The organism is Coprococcus sp. AM14-16, assembly GCF_003434675.1.
Classification (GTDB): domain Bacteria; phylum Bacillota; class Clostridia; order Lachnospirales; family Lachnospiraceae; genus Coprococcus; species Coprococcus aceti.
Genome location: NZ_QTLL01000001.1, coordinates 137689 through 156243, shown reverse-complemented (window position 1 = coordinate 156243; position 18555 = coordinate 137689). Strand labels below are relative to the sequence as shown.

The 18555-nt window shown below is 44.7% G+C and carries 14 protein-coding genes; 2 read left to right on the top strand and 12 right to left on the bottom strand.

Features of this window, described 5'->3' with window-relative positions:
* On the bottom strand, window positions 1-4548 hold the full coding sequence (gene gltB, locus DW159_RS00780; protein ID WP_117548613.1) for a glutamate synthase large subunit: 4548 nt from the start codon (window positions 4546-4548) through the stop codon (window positions 1-3).
* Window positions 4549-4882: 334 nt separating this feature from the next.
* The gene (locus tag DW159_RS00775; protein ID WP_117548612.1) at window positions 4883-7237 is read right to left on the bottom strand and encodes an LCP family glycopolymer transferase; all 2355 of its coding nucleotides are present in this window, start codon (window positions 7235-7237) and stop codon (window positions 4883-4885) included.
* Between the two features lie 204 nt (window positions 7238-7441).
* On the opposite strand from DW159_RS00775, the gene DW159_RS00770 reads away from it, so the two are divergent.
* Window positions 7442-8170: a glycosyltransferase gene (locus tag DW159_RS00770; protein WP_117548611.1), complete on the top strand. Its 729-nt coding sequence runs from the start codon at window positions 7442-7444 to the stop codon at window positions 8168-8170.
* Between the two features lie 63 nt (window positions 8171-8233).
* Window positions 8234-9457: a UDPGP type 1 family protein gene (locus tag DW159_RS00765; protein ID WP_022217154.1), complete on the top strand. Its 1224-nt coding sequence runs from the start codon at window positions 8234-8236 to the stop codon at window positions 9455-9457.
* Between the two features lie 57 nt (window positions 9458-9514).
* On the opposite strand, the gene DW159_RS00760 is transcribed toward DW159_RS00765, so the two are convergent.
* The 10 genes from DW159_RS00760 to DW159_RS00715 all read right to left on the bottom strand — a co-directional run bounded on the left by DW159_RS00760 (window position 9515) and on the right by DW159_RS00715 (window position 18360).
* A complete protein-coding gene (locus DW159_RS00760; protein ID WP_055273599.1) occupies window positions 9515-9727 on the bottom strand; it encodes a toxin-antitoxin system HicB family antitoxin in 213 nt (70 codons plus the stop codon).
* A 27-nt stretch (window positions 9728-9754) separates the two neighbouring features.
* A complete protein-coding gene (locus tag DW159_RS00755) occupies window positions 9755-10504 on the bottom strand; it encodes a glycosyltransferase family 2 protein (RefSeq protein WP_117548610.1) in 750 nt (249 codons plus the stop codon).
* 31 nt (window positions 10505-10535) lie between these two features.
* Window positions 10536-12017: a sugar transferase gene (locus DW159_RS00750; protein ID WP_117548609.1), complete on the bottom strand. Its 1482-nt coding sequence runs from the start codon at window positions 12015-12017 to the stop codon at window positions 10536-10538.
* Window positions 12018-12019: 2 nt separating this feature from the next.
* Entirely contained in the window at window positions 12020-13450 is a 1431-nt protein-coding gene (gene gatB / locus DW159_RS00745; protein WP_117548608.1) for an Asp-tRNA(Asn)/Glu-tRNA(Gln) amidotransferase subunit GatB, read from the bottom strand.
* 3 nt (window positions 13451-13453) lie between these two features.
* Complete coding sequence (gene gatA / locus DW159_RS00740) at window positions 13454-14917, bottom strand: Asp-tRNA(Asn)/Glu-tRNA(Gln) amidotransferase subunit GatA (protein ID WP_187115853.1); 1464 nt, start codon at window positions 14915-14917, stop codon at window positions 13454-13456.
* Between the two features lie 22 nt (window positions 14918-14939).
* Complete coding sequence (gatC, locus tag DW159_RS00735) at window positions 14940-15227, bottom strand: Asp-tRNA(Asn)/Glu-tRNA(Gln) amidotransferase subunit GatC (RefSeq protein WP_015533226.1); 288 nt, start codon at window positions 15225-15227, stop codon at window positions 14940-14942.
* Between the two features lie 227 nt (window positions 15228-15454).
* The gene (locus DW159_RS00730) at window positions 15455-16099 is read right to left on the bottom strand and encodes a collagen-binding domain-containing protein (protein WP_242992586.1); all 645 of its coding nucleotides are present in this window, start codon (window positions 16097-16099) and stop codon (window positions 15455-15457) included.
* 231 nt (window positions 16100-16330) lie between these two features.
* Window positions 16331-17392, bottom strand: coding sequence for a zinc finger Ran-binding domain-containing protein (locus DW159_RS00725; RefSeq protein ID WP_117548606.1), 1062 nt, complete (start codon window positions 17390-17392; stop codon window positions 16331-16333).
* A 23-nt stretch (window positions 17393-17415) separates the two neighbouring features.
* A complete protein-coding gene (locus tag DW159_RS00720) occupies window positions 17416-17949 on the bottom strand; it encodes a nitroreductase family protein (RefSeq protein WP_117548605.1) in 534 nt (177 codons plus the stop codon).
* A 27-nt stretch (window positions 17950-17976) separates the two neighbouring features.
* The gene (locus tag DW159_RS00715; protein ID WP_117548604.1) at window positions 17977-18360 is read right to left on the bottom strand and encodes a VOC family protein; all 384 of its coding nucleotides are present in this window, start codon (window positions 18358-18360) and stop codon (window positions 17977-17979) included.
* Window positions 18361-18555 lie beyond the last annotated feature (195 nt).

Genomic DNA, 18555 nt, shown 5'->3' with positions numbered 1-18555 from the left:
CTACTTACCTCCGTTCTTAACCTTGTAGAATGCTTCGATAGCTGCCTTCTCGCGGCTCAGGCCCTTCTCCTCAAATGCAACTATCATATTCATCATCTTCTTGTAATCCTTTGGTATGATCTTCTTGAACTTTGGAAGATATCCCTCAAAGTCCTCAAGAATCCTCTTGCCTATCTCTGAATTTGTATAATTTACATGATCCATGATGAGCTGCTTCAGCTCGCTCACCTCGTACTTGTCTGTCACAGCCTCTATGGATATCATCTCTTTGTTAAGTCTCTTGTACAGATCGTTGCCCATATCAAGTACATATGCGATACCACCGCTCATTCCGGCTGCAAAGTTCTTGCCTGTTGTTCCAAGAACTACTACTTTACCACCTGTCATGTACTCACATCCGTGATCGCCAACACCCTCAACGACCGCCGTGGCACCAGAGTTACGAACTGCAAATCTCTCGCCGGCAACACCGTTGATGAATGCCTTACCACTTGTGGCACCGTACAGTGCAACGTTTCCTATGATGATGTTATCCTCATGCTTGTACTTAACTGAACGAGGCGGATAAACTATCAGCTTACCACCTGACAGACCCTTGCCGAAGTAATCGTTGCTGTCGCCCACCAGTTCAAGTGTAAGTCCCTTTGGAATAAATGCTCCAAAGCTCTGTCCGCCGGCGCCGTTGCATTTGACGATGTATGTGTCCTCATCAAGTGACTCGCCGTACTTCTTTGTGATCTCTGAACCGAATATCGTTCCAACAGATCTGTCTGTGTTGACCACATCAAGCTCAACGCTCTTCTTCTGTCCCTTCTCAAGTGCAGGTCCAAGCTTCTTCATGAGAATTCTCATATCTACTGTCTTCTCAAGCTGGAAGTCATAGACATTCTTCTCGTGATACTTTACCTTGTTCTGTGGCATATCTATATAAGGATTGTTAATTATCTTATCAAGGATGACATTTCTCTCATCTGCTCTGTCGCTGCTCATGAGGAGATCTGAACGTCCAACCAGCTCATCGACTGTTCTGACGCCGAGCTTGCTCATGTACTCTCGAAGCTCCTCTGCTATGAACAGCATGAAGTTCTTCACGTACTCAGGCTTACCTCTGAATCTCTTTCTGAGTTCTGGGTTCTGAGTTGCTATTCCGACAGGACATGTGTCAAGGTTACATACCCTCATCATGACACAACCCATTGTTACAAGCGGTGCTGTTGCAAATCCAAATTCCTCAGCTCCGAGCATTGCAGCTATCGCAACGTCACGGCCTGTCATCAGCTTACCGTCTGCCTCAAGGATGACCTTATTTCTGAGATCATTCATGATAAGTGTCTGATGTGTCTCTGCAAGTCCAAGCTCCCAAGGGAGTCCTGCGTAATGGATGGAGTTGTTAGGTGCTGCACCTGTTCCTCCGTCGTAACCTGAGATCAGGATGACCTGTGCTCCGGCCTTTGCAACACCGGCAGCTACTGTACCAACGCCAGCCTCAGACACAAGCTTTACTGATATTCTCGCATTACGGTTTGCATTCTTGCAGTCGTAGATGAGCTGTGCAAGATCCTCTATCGAATATATATCGTGATGTGGTGGTGGAGAGATAAGGCTTACCCCCGGTGTTGAAAGTCTTGTCTTTGCGATCCATGGATATACCTTTCCGCCAGGAAGATGTCCACCCTCACCAGGCTTTGCTCCCTGTGCCATCTTGATCTGTATCTCCTTGGCACTCACAAGATATCTCGATGTGACACCAAATCTTCCAGATGCAACCTGCTTGATGGCTGAGCATCTGTTCTTGCCATCCTTGCCGATCGTAAGTCTCTCTATCGACTCACCGCCCTCTCCTGAATTGGACTTGCCGCCCAACTCATTCATGGCGATTGCCATACACTCATGTGCCTCCTGTGATATACTTCCGTAACTCATGGCACCAGTCTTGAATCTCTTCACAATCTCGCTTGCAGGCTCGACCTCATCGAGTGGAACCGGCTTGTCAGCGAACTTGAAGTCCATGAGACCTCTCAGGTGGAATGGCTTCTGCTCATCGTGGAGCGCTGCTGTGTACTGCTTGAACAGCTTGTAATCGCCGCGCCTTGTAGACTCCTGAAGAAGATGTATAGTAACAGGATTGTACAGGTGCTCCTCCTTGCCGCTTCTGAACTTGTGTGCACCGATGCTTGTAAGGGCAAGGTTTGTGTTAAGTCCAAGCGGATCAAATGCTGATGAGTGAAGATCATCAACTGTCTTCTCAAGCTCCTTTATACCAGAACCGCCAACACGGCTTACTGTATTTGTAAAGTATCTGTCCACAACGTCCTTTGAAAGACCGATACACTCAAATATCTGTGATCCCATGTATGACTGGATCGTTGATACACCCATCTTGGATGCGATCTTTACTATTCCGTGGCATATTGCACTGTTGTAATCATCGACAGCCGCATTGAAATCCTTGTTCAGCAGATGCGAATCTACCATCTGCTTGATCGTCTCTATTGCCAGATATGGATTGACTGCACATGCACCATATCCGAGAAGTGTTGCAAAGTGGTGAACATTTCTTGGATCAGCACTCTCAAGGATGATCGCAACCGCTGTTCTCTTCTTGGTTCTTACCAGGTGCTTCTGCATAGCTGATACTGCAAGGAGTGATGGTATTGCAACATGGTTCTCATCCACACCTCTGTCTGAGAGGATGAGGATATTTACACCGTCCCTGTAGAGCTTGTCGGCCTCTATAAACAGTCTGTCGAGAGCCTTCTCCATGGATGTGTTCTTATAATAAAGAATCGGAAGTGTCGCAACCTTAAGTCCCGGTACATTCATATTCTTGATCTTCAAAAGATCCGTATTTGTCAGTATTGGATGGTTGATCTTCAGCACATGACAGTTCTCCGGCTTCTCCTCGAGGATGTTACCGTCCTTTCCGAGATATACCGATGTGGATGTTACAACTTCCTCTCTGATCGCATCGATAGGTGGGTTTGTAACCTGTGCAAATAACTGCTTGAAGAAGTTGAACAGTGGCTTGTGGCTGTTCGAGAGAACTGCAAGTGGTGTATCAGTACCCATGGCACTGATTGCCTCTGCACCTTTCTCTGCCATTGGATATATGGTATTCTTGAAATCCTCGTAGGTATATCCAAATGCCTTCTGAAGTCTTGCTCTCTCCTCGTCTGTATACTCCTGAACTCTGATATTCGGAATCTTCAGATCAGCGAGATGTACAAGATTGCTGTCTACCCACTCTCCGTAAGGCTTTGCAAGCGCGTATTTCTCCTTGATCTCCTCATCTGAGATAAGACGTCCGTTCACTGTATCTACCAGAAGCATCTTGCCAGGTCTGAGTCGGTCTTTCTTCACGATCTTGGATGGATCAACGTCCAGGACTCCGACCTCAGACGAAAGTACAAGGTAATCATCATCTGTGATATAGTATCTCGATGGTCTCAGTCCGTTTCTATCAAGAACTGCTCCCATGAGCTCACCGTCTGTGAATAATATAGAAGCAGGACCATCCCAAGGCTCCATCATGGTTGCGTAATACTGGTAGAAATCCTTCTTCTCCTGACTCATGGCTCTATCGTTCTCCCATGGCTCAGGGATCGTGATCATGACTGCCATAGGAAGCGGTATTCCGTTGAGTACAAGGAACTCAAGACAGTTGTCAAGTCTTGCTGAATCCGAACCATCAGGATCAAGAACAGGCATGACCTTGTACATCTCATCCTGCATGATGGTCGACTCCATAGTCTCCTCACGGGCGATCATCTTGTCCTCATTTCCTCTTATTGTATTGATCTCACCATTGTGGCACAGATATCTGTATGGATGAGCTCTGAGCCATGATGGTGTTGTATTCGTTGAAAATCTTGAATGAACAAGTCCTATAGCTGACTCATAGTCTGGATCCTGAAGGTCGTTGTAGAACTTCCTGAGTTCACCGACAAGGAACATTCCTTTATATACTATAGTCTTGCTGGAAAGTGATGGAACATACGTGTCATCATTGCTCTCCTCAAATATTCGTCTGACGAAGTAGAGCTTTCTGTCGAAGTCCATACCGGCCTTCACTGTCTCAGGTCTTCTGATGAATGCCTGCATGATGCATGGCATGACATCTATTGCCTTCTTGCCAAGGATTCCAGGTGTTGTAGGAACCTCTCTCCAGCAAATGAACTCGAGGCCTTCCTTCTCCACTATGACCTCAAACATTTTCATAGCCTGCTTGCGCGCCAGCTCCTTCTGTGGAAAGAAGAACATTCCTATTCCATAATCGCCTTCCTTTCCAAGGTCATATCCAAGCTCTGCTAAAGCCTTGGTGAAGAACTTATGTGATATCTGAAGGAGTATGCCTACACCGTCTCCGGTCTTGCCCTCTGCGTCCTTTCCTGCTCTGTGCTCAAGATTCTCAACAATCTTGAGTGCATTGTTCACTGTGTCATGTGTCTTTATACCCTTGATATTGACAACGGCACCGATACCACAGTTATCGTGCTCAAAGCTTGGGTCGTATAATCCGGTATTCTCCGCTCTCTTATTCTCAATCATGTCCTGTTCCGTCCTTTCCATGTTTTTGTCATTCGCAACGATATTTTGCTTTTAGCTTTTGTTTCTCAAGTAAATATTGTTATTTTTGTATTTTTCTCAAGTCATTTATCGTTTTTGATATATTACTACCATTTACACTGTTTGTAAACATCTTTTTTCAATAAATTATCTGACAGTTTTCGATTAAAAAACAATGCTCTGTAATGTATATACAATTCTTTATGTTGTAGCCTTTCTTTAAGCATCGGATGTCTCATATCTCAATGTCCCCGATGCATAAAAAAAGGAAGCCCCATATCTGAAGCTTCCTTGCTTAATTATTATGTTTAGTTTTTTATTCCTCGACGATCATTCCCTTTGGAGGAGTTGTTATCGTCCTAAGATCTCCATCCTCGTCGCTTCCATCTGATATTCCATCACCCGGAGCCTCCGTCGTCACCTTGACCTTCTGTGCCTTAACACCTGATATGCTCTCTATATTGCTGCTTATCTGCTTTACTGTGCCTGATATGACGTATTTGTCAGCACCATACAGATATTCATGTAATGCCTCCACATTGGATGCCATATCAGCAGCCACAAGGCAGTTACCCTTGTCCGAGAGTTCCTTTGCCTCATATGCAAATGGGAATCCTGCGGTATCTACAACCTTATATCCAGCCACATCCTTGACAAGAGCATGTATATCGTCCTTGTTAAGACTTGTTGATATACATTTAAATGAAACATCAACAAATGAATCAAGTGAACCTGTGTCTGCACTGAGCAGCTTGTCTATAACCTTCATGAGGACTATTCTCTGTCTCTCGGTTCTTGTTATATCTCCCTGGCCAGTGGATCGTATTCTTGAATATGCAACTGCCTGCTGTCCATCAAGAGTATACTCTCCTGCCTCAGTTATTCCTGATGAATATTTGCCTGACAGGCTTATCTGCTCTGCAAGGTTCTTATTGAAGTTGTTCACCTCTTCATCAACGACCTTGACATCAACGCCTCCAACAGCATCGATTATACTTGCCATTGCACTGAAATCAACTGCCACATAATCTGTGATATTCAGGTCGAGATTGGTATTCAGTGTGTTGATAGCTGTAACCGCACCGCCGAGCTGGTATGCGTAATTCACCTTCTGTGTGGTATCCATGGAACCGCTTGCTATCTCCATCAGAGTATCTCTGTATACAGATACAAGCTTGATCTCCTTGGTGCTCTCATTGATGCTCACTATCATTATACTGTCACTGTTAGTTCCTGAATTCATATTCGAATCTCTGGAATCCACTCCGTAGAGTGCAATGGCACGATATCCCTTGGTCGCATCCTTGACACCGTCATTGACAAGTATCTGATCTGCACTTATCTCATTGATATCCATCTCATTGTACTTCATTCTGGCATAATTCTTGACATATATTATACATATGAGTATAAACAGTGCAAGCAGGACAAAGAACGCTATCGCCCACACTCTTGTACTGATGTTAAGCTTCTTTCTCTCCGGATTGACAACCTTTGGATCAGCCTCATCGAGAAGATTCTCCCTGAAGAACTTTTCGCTGTCTGACTCCTCGTCCTCCTCAGACTCTTCCTCATCATCCTCAAGCTCCACTTCATCGAAGCCCAATGCTTTGCCTATGTCTCCAAGTCCCAGATCAGCCGTATCTGATTCCGAATAACTGAGCTTATCCTCATCAATATCATTCTCTATACGCTCAAGCTCATCCATGTCCAGCATGTCATCTGTTCTTCGGGATGATACTGTCGAAGCCTCTTCAACAGGCTCTGCCTCTGCAGCTTCCTCGACCTCATCGTCAAGGACAGGCTCCGTATTCTTCTCCAGAATATCTGCCGGCTCAGTCTTCTGTTCATGCTCTTCTACTGGCTGTGTGGCAGTTTCTACAACTTCCGCATCACTCTCCTGCGGCTCAGTGATCTTGTTATCTTCCTCAACAGGCTCTTCCTTTTTCTCAGCTTCTTTCATCTGCTGGCGGCGCTCAAGCTCCTGCTGAACCTTAAGCTTTCTTGCCTCTTCGCGGGCATTCTGCTCTCTCTCGAACTCCAGCCTCTCAACCTCAGCCTTTGCCTTTGCAACATTTCTCTGGGTGCGTTCCCACGCCTCACGTCTAAGCTCCTCATGTCTTGTCTGCACATCTGTCTCAATATTGTCAACTTCTCTGAGCAGATTGTCCACAGATGAGCTTCCTGTGCTCTGTATACTCCTGCGTGGTCTCTGGGCAGCTTTTGAAGGTCTCTGCACGGTACTCTGATTGCTCTGTGTCCTCGGTACAGTGCCCTGTGTCCTCTTCACCGGACCTCTGTCCACAGCTCTGTCTGCTACAGGCTGTCCGGTCTGTCTCTGCTTTGCCCGGGCCTCACTCTTCACTCTTCTTGCCCTGCTGTCCTCGTGATAATACTCGTCATAATCCTCTTCCGGCTTCACAGGTCTGGAAATATTCTTCTGAGGCTTCTTCTCCGGCTTCTTCTCCGGCTTCTTCTCCGGCTTCTTTTCCGGTCTCTTATCAGCCTTTCTCTCCGGCTCAGGATCACGTCTTTTTTCTTTCTTCTTTTTATCCCCGAACAACAATGATCCTATCAATCCACCATCATCAAGATAATCATCATCGTCATCCAGCCAATCCATGTCCTCATCGTACCTGGATCTCATTCCATTTTTCTTCTTATTATCCATTGGAACTCCTTTTTCAAATATCTAAAAATGTCGTTACCTCGCTTTATAATACATTATATTTTTTCCTTTTACAACATGTATTATATCTTAATTAGTATAAACACCTTCATATTAACACTATTTTATTTGACACATGATGTATAAAAAAGTATACTCGTATTAATAATGTCTAAATATCAATGCTTATTTTTTAAGGAGCAGGAAATGGATAATAACAATATTACTTTGTCGGTGGTTATGCCCGCCTACAATGAAGAACAGCACATCAAAGATAATCTTCTTGAGACTAGCCGAATACTCAGCCGTTTTCTTCATCGTTATGAAATAATCGCTGTGAATGACGGCAGCAAGGACTCCACAGGCAAACTTATTGCCGAGGCAGCCGAAATGGATTCTCATATTGTAGATACAGGATATGATGTCAATCAGGGAAAGGGACATGCTATCACAACCGGAATTGCCAAAGCTTCCGGCAAATATATAGCATTCCTTGATTCAGACCTTGAACTGAGTCCATCTCTTCTCAAGCCATTTATGAAGCAGATGAGGGACACCGGTTCTGACATAGTCATAGGATCAAAGCTTCACCCTGAATCCAAGCTTGATTATCCTCCTATTAGAAAAGTCATGAGCTACAGCTATTATATTATACTCAAAATGCTGTTTCATCTTGGTATCCATGACACCCAGACCGGTATAAAGCTTTTCAAAGCAGAAGTCATAAAGCCGATTGCCGAGAACCTTTCCATATCGGGCTATGCCTTTGATATTGAAATCCTTGTGGCTGCACACAGACAGGGATATTCGATATCCGAAGCTCCTATCGTCCTGAATTACAGCAGGGATGATGCAGCAGATGGAAGAAGGATCAAGATCAAGGACATTTGGAAGGTATTCACAGACACTATTGAGATCAAGAAGAAATATCATTAATTTAGGAATTATACACGGATAGAGAAAATAAATACAAACTACACATTTATTAAGGAGATTTTTATGAATTACGAAAACGCTTACAAGCTTCTCGAAGAAAAAGGACAGCTACACTTATTAAAGTATTATGATACTCTCAGCGAGGCTGAACAGGCAACACTCCTGAACCAGATCAGTGAAATTGATTTCTCACTTATCGATATGATCGGACACAATTCATCAGGAAGTGATTCTGATATCGCTCCCGTTGCAGCTCTCCAGATGGACAGCATTGCAGAAAAATATGATATATACAAGAACGCAGGCCTTGAAGCCATCAAAGCTGGCGATCTGGCACTGGTCCTCCTGGCAGGTGGTCAGGGCACCCGTCTTGGATTCTCCGGTCCTAAGGGAACCTTCAACGTCGGTGTCACCAAGGATATGTTTATATTCCAGCTTCTCATCGAGCACACCCTCGATATTGTGAAGATGGCAGATACCTGGATCCATTTCTTCATCATGACCAATGAGAAGAACCACGATGACACAACATCATTCTTCAAAGAGCATGACTACTTCGGTTACAATCCTGAATATGTTCATTTCTTTAAACAGGAAATGGTTCCTTCAGTGGACTTCAACGGCAAGATATATCTCGAGGAGAAGGGAAAGGTTGCCATGTCTCCTAACGGCAACGGTGGATGGTTCTCATCCCTCTGCAAGGCCGGCCACCTCGACAAGCTCACGAAATACGGAATCAAGTATATAAATGTATTCTCAGTTGACAATGTACTTCAGAGAATTGCAGACCCAGTATTCCTCGGAGCAGTTCTCACAGAGGGCTTCCTCTCCGGCGGAAAGGTTGTCAAAAAAGCATACCCTGACGAGAAGGTTGGTGTCCTGTGTACTAACCACGGAAAGCCATATATCGTCGAGTATTATGAACTCACAGATGCCATGCGTGATGAGCGCGATGCCAACGGCGATTACGCTTACAACTATGGAGTTACATTAAACTATATCTTCCCGGTTGACAGACTGATGAAGATCATGAATGAAAGTATGCCTCTCCACATCGTCAAGAAGGCTATCCCTTATGTCGGTGAGGATGGAGAGATCGTCAAGCCATCAGAGCCAAACGGCTACAAATTTGAGACACTGGCTCTCGATATGATCGCTTATATGGGAACATGTCTTCCATTTGAGGTCGACAGAGAGAAGGAATTTGCTCCTATAAAGAATGCTACAGGAAATGATTCTATAGACTCAGCCAGAGAGCTCCTCAAAAAGAACGGCTACACACTTTAATCCATGAATATATAACAAAATAACAGGTCGATGGTATATGCCATCGACCTGTTATTTTTATTCTGCCTCATTCTTCTGCTGTTTTTCTTTTTCTCTTCGGAATATCTCATCTATCGCTTCCCTGACAAGCTCTGACATAGATACCTGTCGCACCGCCGCACATTCACTGAGCTTCCGATGAGTATCTGTATCTATCCTAAGTCTCAGGATCGTATCTTTTCTCTTTTCCGTCGGCCTTCCCGGGCCTCTCTTCTTATTGTCATCCGTCATTTCTTTTCTCCGCCATATAATTTATTCCTATCCGAACAGATATTTTACAACACCATTTACCGCATAACACATGAAGTAAAAGCAGCTTCTTGTAACTCCATATCCAACTTTTCTGTATACGGCAAATGTCTTTTTTGCAGACGACAGTTTTGAACCAGACTTACTGTTTCTCATCTGCCTGTATAATAGCAACGGCTCATTTATCGCAACCGAGCTTCCGTATTCCTTCAGTATCTGCAGCCAGCAAATATAATCCTCATGGATATCGTCGTTGCCCATCGGATATCTGAGTGCAACCTGTCTGTCCATCACAACCGATGAACAATTGATCACATTTCCTCTGAGCAGCATCTTATAGGTGACCTTTTCAGGAACTCCGATCACTTTTCCCGTTCTGGATCCGTCTTCGTTCACAAGCTCCCTGGCCGTAGAACACAGAACCGCACCTGTCTGCTCCATAAGTTTCAACTGTTTAGCCAGTTTATCAGGCTGCCACTGATCATCCGAATCTATAAATGCAACGTATCTGCAAGTTGCAGCCGCAACCCCGCGGTTACGCGAAACTGCAACTCCCATATTTTTTTCATTTCTGATGATATTCACACGGTCATCTTCCGCGTATCCATCAAGTGCTCCTGTCAGATCATCCGTCGAACAGTCATCAACTATTATGACCTCCACAGGAATCCCCTGCTTCATAACTGAATCCACCGCAGAATAAATGGTTCTGCTGCTGTTATACGCCGGAATTATCACCGATACTTTTTCTCCAGTCATCACACACACCTACATCGATATATATCGCTTATTATTTATCTGTTTTCTGCACATTCTTTCCGAGGTCATAGAATGCATCCTCAGACTCATCAAGCCCTTCCGGCTTCATATTTACAGGTGAAGGTATCTGTACCTTCTCGCCATCCCTGAGTGCCGTGGTCATATTTGATGCGATTCCCTCTGATGTCTCCTTCTGGAACATGATCTTTACCGTCAGGAGCATCAGCTTGAGATCAAGCCATATTGAATACTGCTCATAATAGGTAAGATCCAGCTTAACCTTATCTCTAGGGGTTGTGTTGTATTTGCCGTAAACCTGTGCATATCCCGTAAGTCCGGCCTTCATCTTGAGTCTGTAGTCAAACTCAGGGAATGTCTTTTTATAAAGCTCGGCGATCTCCGGTCTCTCAGGTCTCGGTCCGACAAGTGACATATCACCCTTGAGTACGTTGAAAAGCTGTGGCAGTTCATCAAGATGCAGCTTTCTGAGCACCTTACCAACAGGAGTGATCCTGTCGTCATCCTTCTTGGCAAGCTGTGCACCACCGGCCTCTGAATCCATCTTCATACTTCTGAACTTTATGATCTTGAACACCTTACCATTAAGCGTCAGTCTGTCCTGCTGGTAGAAAACCGGTCCTCTGTCATAAAGCCATATAGAAAGTGCTGATATGAGCATAAATGGCGATGCTATGACAAGCAATATAAATCCACACACAAGATCCATGATCCTTTTGATGATCATGTCATCTCCTGTAAGCCCCTGGTTTCTTGACAACAGGATAGGTGTATCAAACAAATGTATCGGTTCTGCGCCGAGTATGATTATATCGGAAAGTTTTGGCACAACATATGATCTTATGGAATGTTCGAAACAATACTTCACAAGCTCATTTCTGATATAGGCCTTTGTCTCACAGATGATTACTCCATCGTACTGGAGTATCTTCTCCTTAATTGCCTGCTCGCCCTCACTTACATGTATCCTGTCTTCTATTACATACTTATCCTTACGGGCATTGATCTTGTCTATAAACTCCATCGGAGTCTTATATCCATATACCAACAGCAGATGCCTTGGCGGATACATTTTCGCATAAAGAAATCTGCAGGCAAATATCCAAATCAGGATGACTATTGCCTCAAGTACGGTAACCTCGAGCAAAGGTCCAGGATTTACGTAGTCACGACAGATTATACAAAGCTGTAAATAACCAACCACATTTGCACACACAAGTGCCAACAGCTGTGAATATACTATATCAAGCAGTCTGAAGAATCCGACTCTGTAACCACCATATAGCTTGGTGAAAAGTATGATGATGATTCCATACATTCCGATAACCGCCCAGTTTCCTCTTCTCCAGAACGGAAGCGTAAGCGTTACCTCATAGTCCCGGTACCACATGAGTCCAAACAGCACCAGCTCCACGGCGATGAGTACACAGGCCTCGCCCACTGTTATGAGACGTTTGTATCTGTCCCTCTTTCTAACTCTTCTGTTTTCTTCCATATTTACAGCATCTCCCTAAGCATCTTGTTGACAGATCCAGGATCTGCTTTACCCTTCATAGCTTTCATAACCTGTCCGACAAGTGCTCCGAGAGCCTTCTCCTTGCCGCCTCTGTAATCATCAACAGCCTTTGGATTGTTATCTATGGCTGCCTGGCATGCCTCCTTAAGTGCATCGTCATCCTGAACAGTTGCAAGTCCGTTATCCTTGACATACTTCTCAGGATCAATATTGTCTGCAAATATCTTTTCAAATACTTCCTTTGCAACACCGCCATTGATAACTCTGTCATCAACAAGCTTGATGAGCTTTGCAAGATTCTCTGCCGAGAACTTCAAATCCTCTGCATCAACGCCATTTTCCTTCATCAGTCTCATGGTCTCTCCCATGATCCAGTTGGAAACCTTCTTTGCAGGTGCTCCAAGTGCGATGGCATCCTCAAACAGATCTGCCAGCTTCTTGGAGGCCGTGATGATGTCTATATCATAGTCAGGAATCGCATATTCCTCTTTGTATCTTATCTTCTTCTCGTCTCTGAACTCAGGCTGTGCATCCCTTACCTGCTGGAGCCACTCATCGCTGATGTGGATAGGTACAAGGTCAGGATCAGGGAAATATCTGTAATCCTGCGCATCCTCCTTGGATCTCATAGGATATGAATACTCCTTAGTATCATCCCATCTTCTTGTCTCCTGGACAACATTTTCACCAGACTCGATGAGGTCGATCTGTCTCTCTCTCTCATTCTCTATGGCTCTGGCAATGGCCTTGAATGAGTTCAGGTTCTTGGTCTCTGTACGTGTGCCAAACTCCTCTGAGCCAACCTCTCTGATCGAAAGATTGACATCAGCACGCATGGATCCCTCATTCAGCTTACAGTCTGAAGCTCCGAGATACTGTATCGTCTCCCTGAGCTTTTCAAGATATGCTATTACATCCTCCGCAGATCTCATGTCAGGCTCAGATACTATCTCTATAAGAGGCACACCTGAACGGTTGAAATCCACAAGTGAGCTGTCTGTATATGGATCATGGACAAGCTTACCTGCATCCTCCTCCATATGTATCTCATGGATCCTCACATATTTCTTAACTCCGTCAACCTCTATCTCAACCTTACCATCCCTGCATATTGGATAGTAGAGCTGTGATATCTGGTAGTTCTGTGGGTTGTCCGGATAGAAATAGTTCTTTCGGTCAAACTTGCAATTCTGTGTGATAGTGCAGTTTGTTGCAAGACCAACCGCAATCGCTTTATTCACAACCTCTTTGTTAAGTACCGGAAGTGAGCCCGGCATTCCTGTACATACAGGACACGTATGTGTATTCGGAGCTCCTCCAAATGCTGTGCTGCAGCCGCAGAATATCTTCGTCTTAGTCGCAAGCTCTACATGGACCTCAAGTCCGATGACTGTCTCATATGTCTTTGCCATCTCTTACAGCCCCCTTTCTGAAACCTGTGCAGGTCTCTTGTACTCTCTAGTCTGCTCAAATGCATACGCTGCCCTGATAATGGTCTTTTCGTCAAATGCGTCTCCAACCATCTGCACACCTATAGGCATTCCATTCTTGTCAGTTCCACATGGAAGTGATATTCCCGGAAGTCCTGCAAGATTTACAGGGACAGTGTACACATCGCCCAGATACATCTTGATAGGATCTGAGAGTGACTCTCCCATCTTAAGTGCTGTTGTTGGAGCAACAGGTCCGAGGATGATATCATACTTCTCAAACGCCTTGTCATACGCCTGTTTGATGAGAGCCTTTGCCTTGAGAGCCTTTACGTAATACGCATCATAGTAACCTGAGCTCAGTACAAATGAACCGAGCATGATTCTTCTCTTTACCTCAGGGCCAAATCCCTCCGAACGGCTCTTCTTGTACATGTTGTGGAGATCTGTATACTCTGATGTTCTGTATCCATACTTTACTCCGTCAAATCTCTCAAGATTAGAGCTTGCCTCTGCTGATGCTATAATATAGTACGCAGGGATAGCATACTCAACCATACCGAGATCAAACTCCTCAACTATTGCACCCTTTGCCTTGAGCGCCTCAGCAACACCATATATAGCTTCCTTTATCTCAGGCTCAAGTCCCTCTGTGAAATAATCTCTCGGAAGTCCGATCTTAAGCCCCTTCACATCATCCACAAGTGCACTTGTGAAATCATTGTCATCTCTGTTCACTGATGTTGAGTCCTTCTTGTCATACTGTGATATGATCTCAAGTATCGTTGCACAGTCCTCAACATTCTTCGCAAGTGGTCCGATCTGGTCAAGTGATGAACCGTATGCTATAAGTCCGTATCTTGACACTCTTCCATAGGTTGGCTTGATTCCGGTAACACCGCAGAATGAAGCCGGCTGTCTGATAGATCCACCGGTATCTGAACCGAGGGCGCATGGTACCTCCTCACCGGCAACTGCTGCCGCTGATCCACCTGATGAACCGCCTGGGACTCTATCTGTATCCCATGGATTTCTTGTCTCGCCGAAATATGATGTCTCCGTTGTGCTTCCCATCGCAAACTCATCCATATTGGTATGCCCTACTATGACCGCTCCTGCTTCCTTGAGCTTTACAACGGCCTCAGCAGTATATGTCGGAACAAAATTTGACAGAATCTTGGATGAACAGCTTGTCTGCACACCCTCCTGGCACATATTGTCCTTTATTGCTATCGGCACTCCTGCAAGAGGACCGCTAAGCTCTCCTGCATCTATCTTCTTCTGCACTTTCTCCGCCTGGGCAAGTGCTCCCTCACGGTCAACTGTGACAAAACTGTTGTAGTCCTTCTCACAAGCCTCTATGCTGTCAAGACAAGCCTGTGTCGCCTGAACAACGCTTACCTGTCCGTCTTTAATAGCTTTTCCCAGCTCTACAGCCGTCATACCCATTAAATTCACTTCAGCCTACCTCCTAGTCAAATGTCTTTGGCACCTTGTAGCATCCGTCCTTCTGCTCAGGTGCATTCTTCAGCATGTTCTCTCTGTCGTCTCCATTTACGACAACGTCCTCACGGAACACATTGTTGTATGGGAATGTATGGCTCATAGCCTCCACACCATCTGTATTAAGTTCATTCAGTTTGCTGACATAATCAAGCATGTCTGACATATCCTTCTTTGCCTGCTCCTTCTCCTCAGGGGAGAGCTCAAGCTTAGCAAGGATTCCAACATAATCAATTGTCTCATCAGTTATCGTCATGTTCTTGTTCTCCTATCTTTAATGAGCAAAAATAAAGAATGTGCCTTCTTATTATTCTGTGTCAAATAATGTAAACACATTCTCCTGCCATGGTATTTTGTACCACAAAATTCCTCTAAAATATATCACATTCCAGGATATTATGCAAGACTATGGGCATTTTTACCTGTATTACGCAAAACACCGCCATGTAAAACGCTGCATACATGGCGGTGCTGTAACTCTATTTAAATTATCTCATCATCACTTCTGTTGAAGCGTCTGCTAAACCTGACTATCTCCTGAACACGACCAAGCTGTAGCCCAGCTCTATGTCCTATTTCAATTGTCGTTGGCTCTTCATCCGGGAAATCATTTCCCGGTACTCTGTGAAACTCTCCGCCATTTGAGAATACTTCACTCACCACACAACCATCCCAGTTGTGTCCGAGATTTACCGCTGCCTCTGGAGCTATCACTGTTCCAAATCCCCTGCCCGCAAATGTTATGCTTCCGCCAAATTGTCCATCTGCTGCCGGGCTGTCATAAAAATTAAAATACATTCTGTTGTAGGATTTGTAGTAATTATTGTTATCGTTTGCCTTTGCATCGGTTCTGACATTTGCCGGACTGCCAAGCTTTGTCTCGGAGCCATCATTCATACGGATATATATTTCACCGCCATCTGCTCTCCTGACTTCCGATCCTGTATAAAGCATATCAGTTCCTGCATCCGACACACAGCCACACATCCGTTCCGCATTTTCAAAGTAAAATTCCTCATATACTCCATACGAATTTCTGAGTCCCGAGTTTGAATTTGCACTGAGTGTCCTTGTGATAAAGTTACTGTGAAGATGTGTCTGTGCATACAGTGTGTCAAAACATATCACACCAAAGTCCCCCATTAGCTCCGTTGCAGAGCTGCTTTGCAGCATATAACTGCTATGAGCTGCATATTCGTTATAATAAAAAAATCCCCGAACAGATTCGACATAATTTTCACTATGTCTTATCCATCCGGGGATGAGCCAGGCAGGTCAGAATGGTCTCTCAATATCTGAATATCCTTACCAGACTTTGACTACTTTGTCACTTTTGCCCGCCTCCGCATTCTCAAGTCTCTACTCTATGATACTCACTATCTCCTCAGAGTCAGCCTTGACTTTATATGTCTCGCCTATGTCAAGTTTGTCATATATAGACTTTTCAACTTTATATGTCTTTTCCTTATCCTTCACTTCACATGTGACTTCATATTCAACTGATTTTCCCCCTAGCCTCTCCTTGTCTGTGAGCTGGGGATCTGGGTATTCCGGTGTCTTTCCACCGCCCTCGGCGGTCTCCGTCCTGTCGTACTTCCACCGCCATATTGTATAATAATACTTCGTCTTGTATATAGGCTTATCTCTATACACCGGAACAGACCTCGTTCTCGTCACATATCCATAATCGTCCACATCATTTGCAACTTCAGAGAAGGTTCCATCTCCATTGTCCTCATAGCTGTACTCCACATGGGAACCTATCACCTCATATGAATCATAGGTCTCCTCACGCTCACCAACATATTCCTGTTCAGTATGGTGCACCTCTTGTTTCGTGGTCTTTAGCGTGGCACCCTCGGGGAGTTCCCAGTCGTCTTCATCACACAGGAGATATTTCTCCACATCAACACTGGTCTTCCATGTCATATCCTTGACTGTGACTGTCCTCTTCTTTGGCATGGCTACGATCGCCGCAAGTCCAATTATAGCCGCTATCACAAGCATGCCGATCAGCACTATCTTCCACGCTCTAAATGAATGTCCACCTTTTCGATTGCCCTGGCCTCCGTTTTGTACGCCGGCAACCATTCCTGTACCGGATGCATTTCTGGCATTCCTTGCGTCCTGCTCTTTCCTGACGTCAAAATACGCCTTATCCTTCGCACCTCGTTCAGCACCGCAGCTGCTGCACCGCGTGTTAAGGGCAGAATTGTAATTGCCGCAGTGATCGCATAACCAGTCGGCGCCTTTCCCCTTTGTCCTGCTCTCCTCCTCAGACAGATACCTCACTCCATCCATATAGAACTTAACTTCCTGTCCCCTCGGCTTTCCGCAGGACGGACACTCACGTTTCGTTCCTTCTATATGTTTCGTACTACAATAAGGGCAGTCCCAATACCCCATCACAAGTTTTCCCATATACAATATTCTCCCCGTATATACTACAGATAACTTACCTGCACAGCAGCATCGTAATCATGTGGTGTCTTGTTGTCAGTCCTGTGTCCAACGGCAAGAGCTATCTGAAATGAATATCCCTCCGGTATTGCAAGTGCCTTGTCAAAATATGCTTTCTTCTCCCCGTGAAGTGCATCATACACGCAGCCGATTATCAGATTTCCGAGCCCCATGCTCTCTGCCGCTATAGCCATATTCTGAACTGCAATTCCTGAATCCACCTTGCTCCACTTGAAGTCATCCTCAGCGCTTAAGAATATGAGCACCGGAGCCTCATAATAGAAATTGTGAGGCTGCTTATCCTGTCCGCGAAGTGCACGCTTCTCTGCATCAAGCTCTTCCAGAATTGGAGCATCACCCTTAACAACTGTAAAATGTATCTCTTTCTTATTCATACCTGTAGGTCCCTGAAGCCCAGCTTCGATGACCTTCTCAAGCTGTTCCTTCGTAACCTCTTCATCACTGTATGCTCTCGCTGAGCTTCTCTTTTTTATTACCTCTAATACCTGATTATCCATTGTCTTTTACCTCCTATTCTGTCATTCCTATACTGTTATCTCTATCTGATTATCCTCTATGCAGACCACACAGCTCTCATAATAGCCATCGCCTGTCGTCCTCGGTCCGCTTATCACCTCATAGCCATCCTCCGCAAGCTGTCTTGTCAGCTCATCCACCTTTTCTTTGCTTCCCACACTGAACGCTATATGTATCAATCCGGTTCTGTTAAGTGTCTTTTCAGGATCATCCATTCCCGGCCTGTTCATTATCTCAAGCCTTGCGCCATCATCAAATGTGAGAAAATATGAACGGAAGTCCGTCGTTTTATTATGATATCCCTCATTTGCTGATGCTCCCAGATATTTCTCAAAAAAATTCTTCGCAGCTTTAAGATCATTCACATACATCGCAACATGCTCAATTCTCATAAATGCAACTCCTCATTATCTTATACGCTACACTCAGATAGACAAACTACTATATGCATGCTGCTATAGGCATGCTATATAAGCTATTTTAACCCAATGCCACATTTTACACAATGGCATAAAAATATCACCTTTATCCATTTGTATGAATAAAGGTGATATCCCGTTAAAAGCAACGTCTGTAATCAGCCCGTT

What these genes read in the sequence shown, in the direction of transcription:
- DW159_RS00715 (WP_117548604.1), bottom strand. Translation starts at nt 18,360, where the DNA reads ATGAGAATTGAGCATGTTGCGATGTATGTGAATGATCTTAAAGCTGCG.
- gatA (WP_187115853.1), bottom strand. Translation starts at nt 14,917, where the DNA reads ATGGGTATGACGGCTGTAGAGCTGGGAAAAGCTATTAAAGACGGACAG.
- DW159_RS00770 (WP_117548611.1), top strand. Translation starts at nt 7,442, where the DNA reads ATGGATAATAACAATATTACTTTGTCGGTGGTTATGCCCGCCTACAAT.
- DW159_RS00750 (WP_117548609.1), bottom strand. Translation starts at nt 12,017, where the DNA reads ATGGAAGAAAACAGAAGAGTTAGAAAGAGGGACAGATACAAACGTCTC.
- gatC (WP_015533226.1), bottom strand. Translation starts at nt 15,227, where the DNA reads ATGACGATAACTGATGAGACAATTGATTATGTTGGAATCCTTGCTAAG.
- DW159_RS00725 (WP_117548606.1), bottom strand. Translation starts at nt 17,392, where the DNA reads ATGGGAAAACTTGTGATGGGGTATTGGGACTGCCCTTATTGTAGTACG.
- gatB (WP_117548608.1), bottom strand. Translation starts at nt 13,450, where the DNA reads ATGGCAAAGACATATGAGACAGTCATCGGACTTGAGGTCCATGTAGAG.
- DW159_RS00755 (WP_117548610.1), bottom strand. Translation starts at nt 10,504, where the DNA reads ATGACTGGAGAAAAAGTATCGGTGATAATTCCGGCGTATAACAGCAGC.
- DW159_RS00760 (WP_055273599.1), bottom strand. Translation starts at nt 9,727, where the DNA reads ATGACGGATGACAATAAGAAGAGAGGCCCGGGAAGGCCGACGGAAAAG.
- DW159_RS00775 (WP_117548612.1), bottom strand. Translation starts at nt 7,237, where the DNA reads ATGGATAATAAGAAGAAAAATGGAATGAGATCCAGGTACGATGAGGAC.
- gltB (WP_117548613.1), bottom strand. Translation starts at nt 4,548, where the DNA reads ATGATTGAGAATAAGAGAGCGGAGAATACCGGATTATACGACCCAAGC.
- DW159_RS00720 (WP_117548605.1), bottom strand. Translation starts at nt 17,949, where the DNA reads ATGGATAATCAGGTATTAGAGGTAATAAAAAAGAGAAGCTCAGCGAGA.
- DW159_RS00765 (WP_022217154.1), top strand. Translation starts at nt 8,234, where the DNA reads ATGAATTACGAAAACGCTTACAAGCTTCTCGAAGAAAAAGGACAGCTA.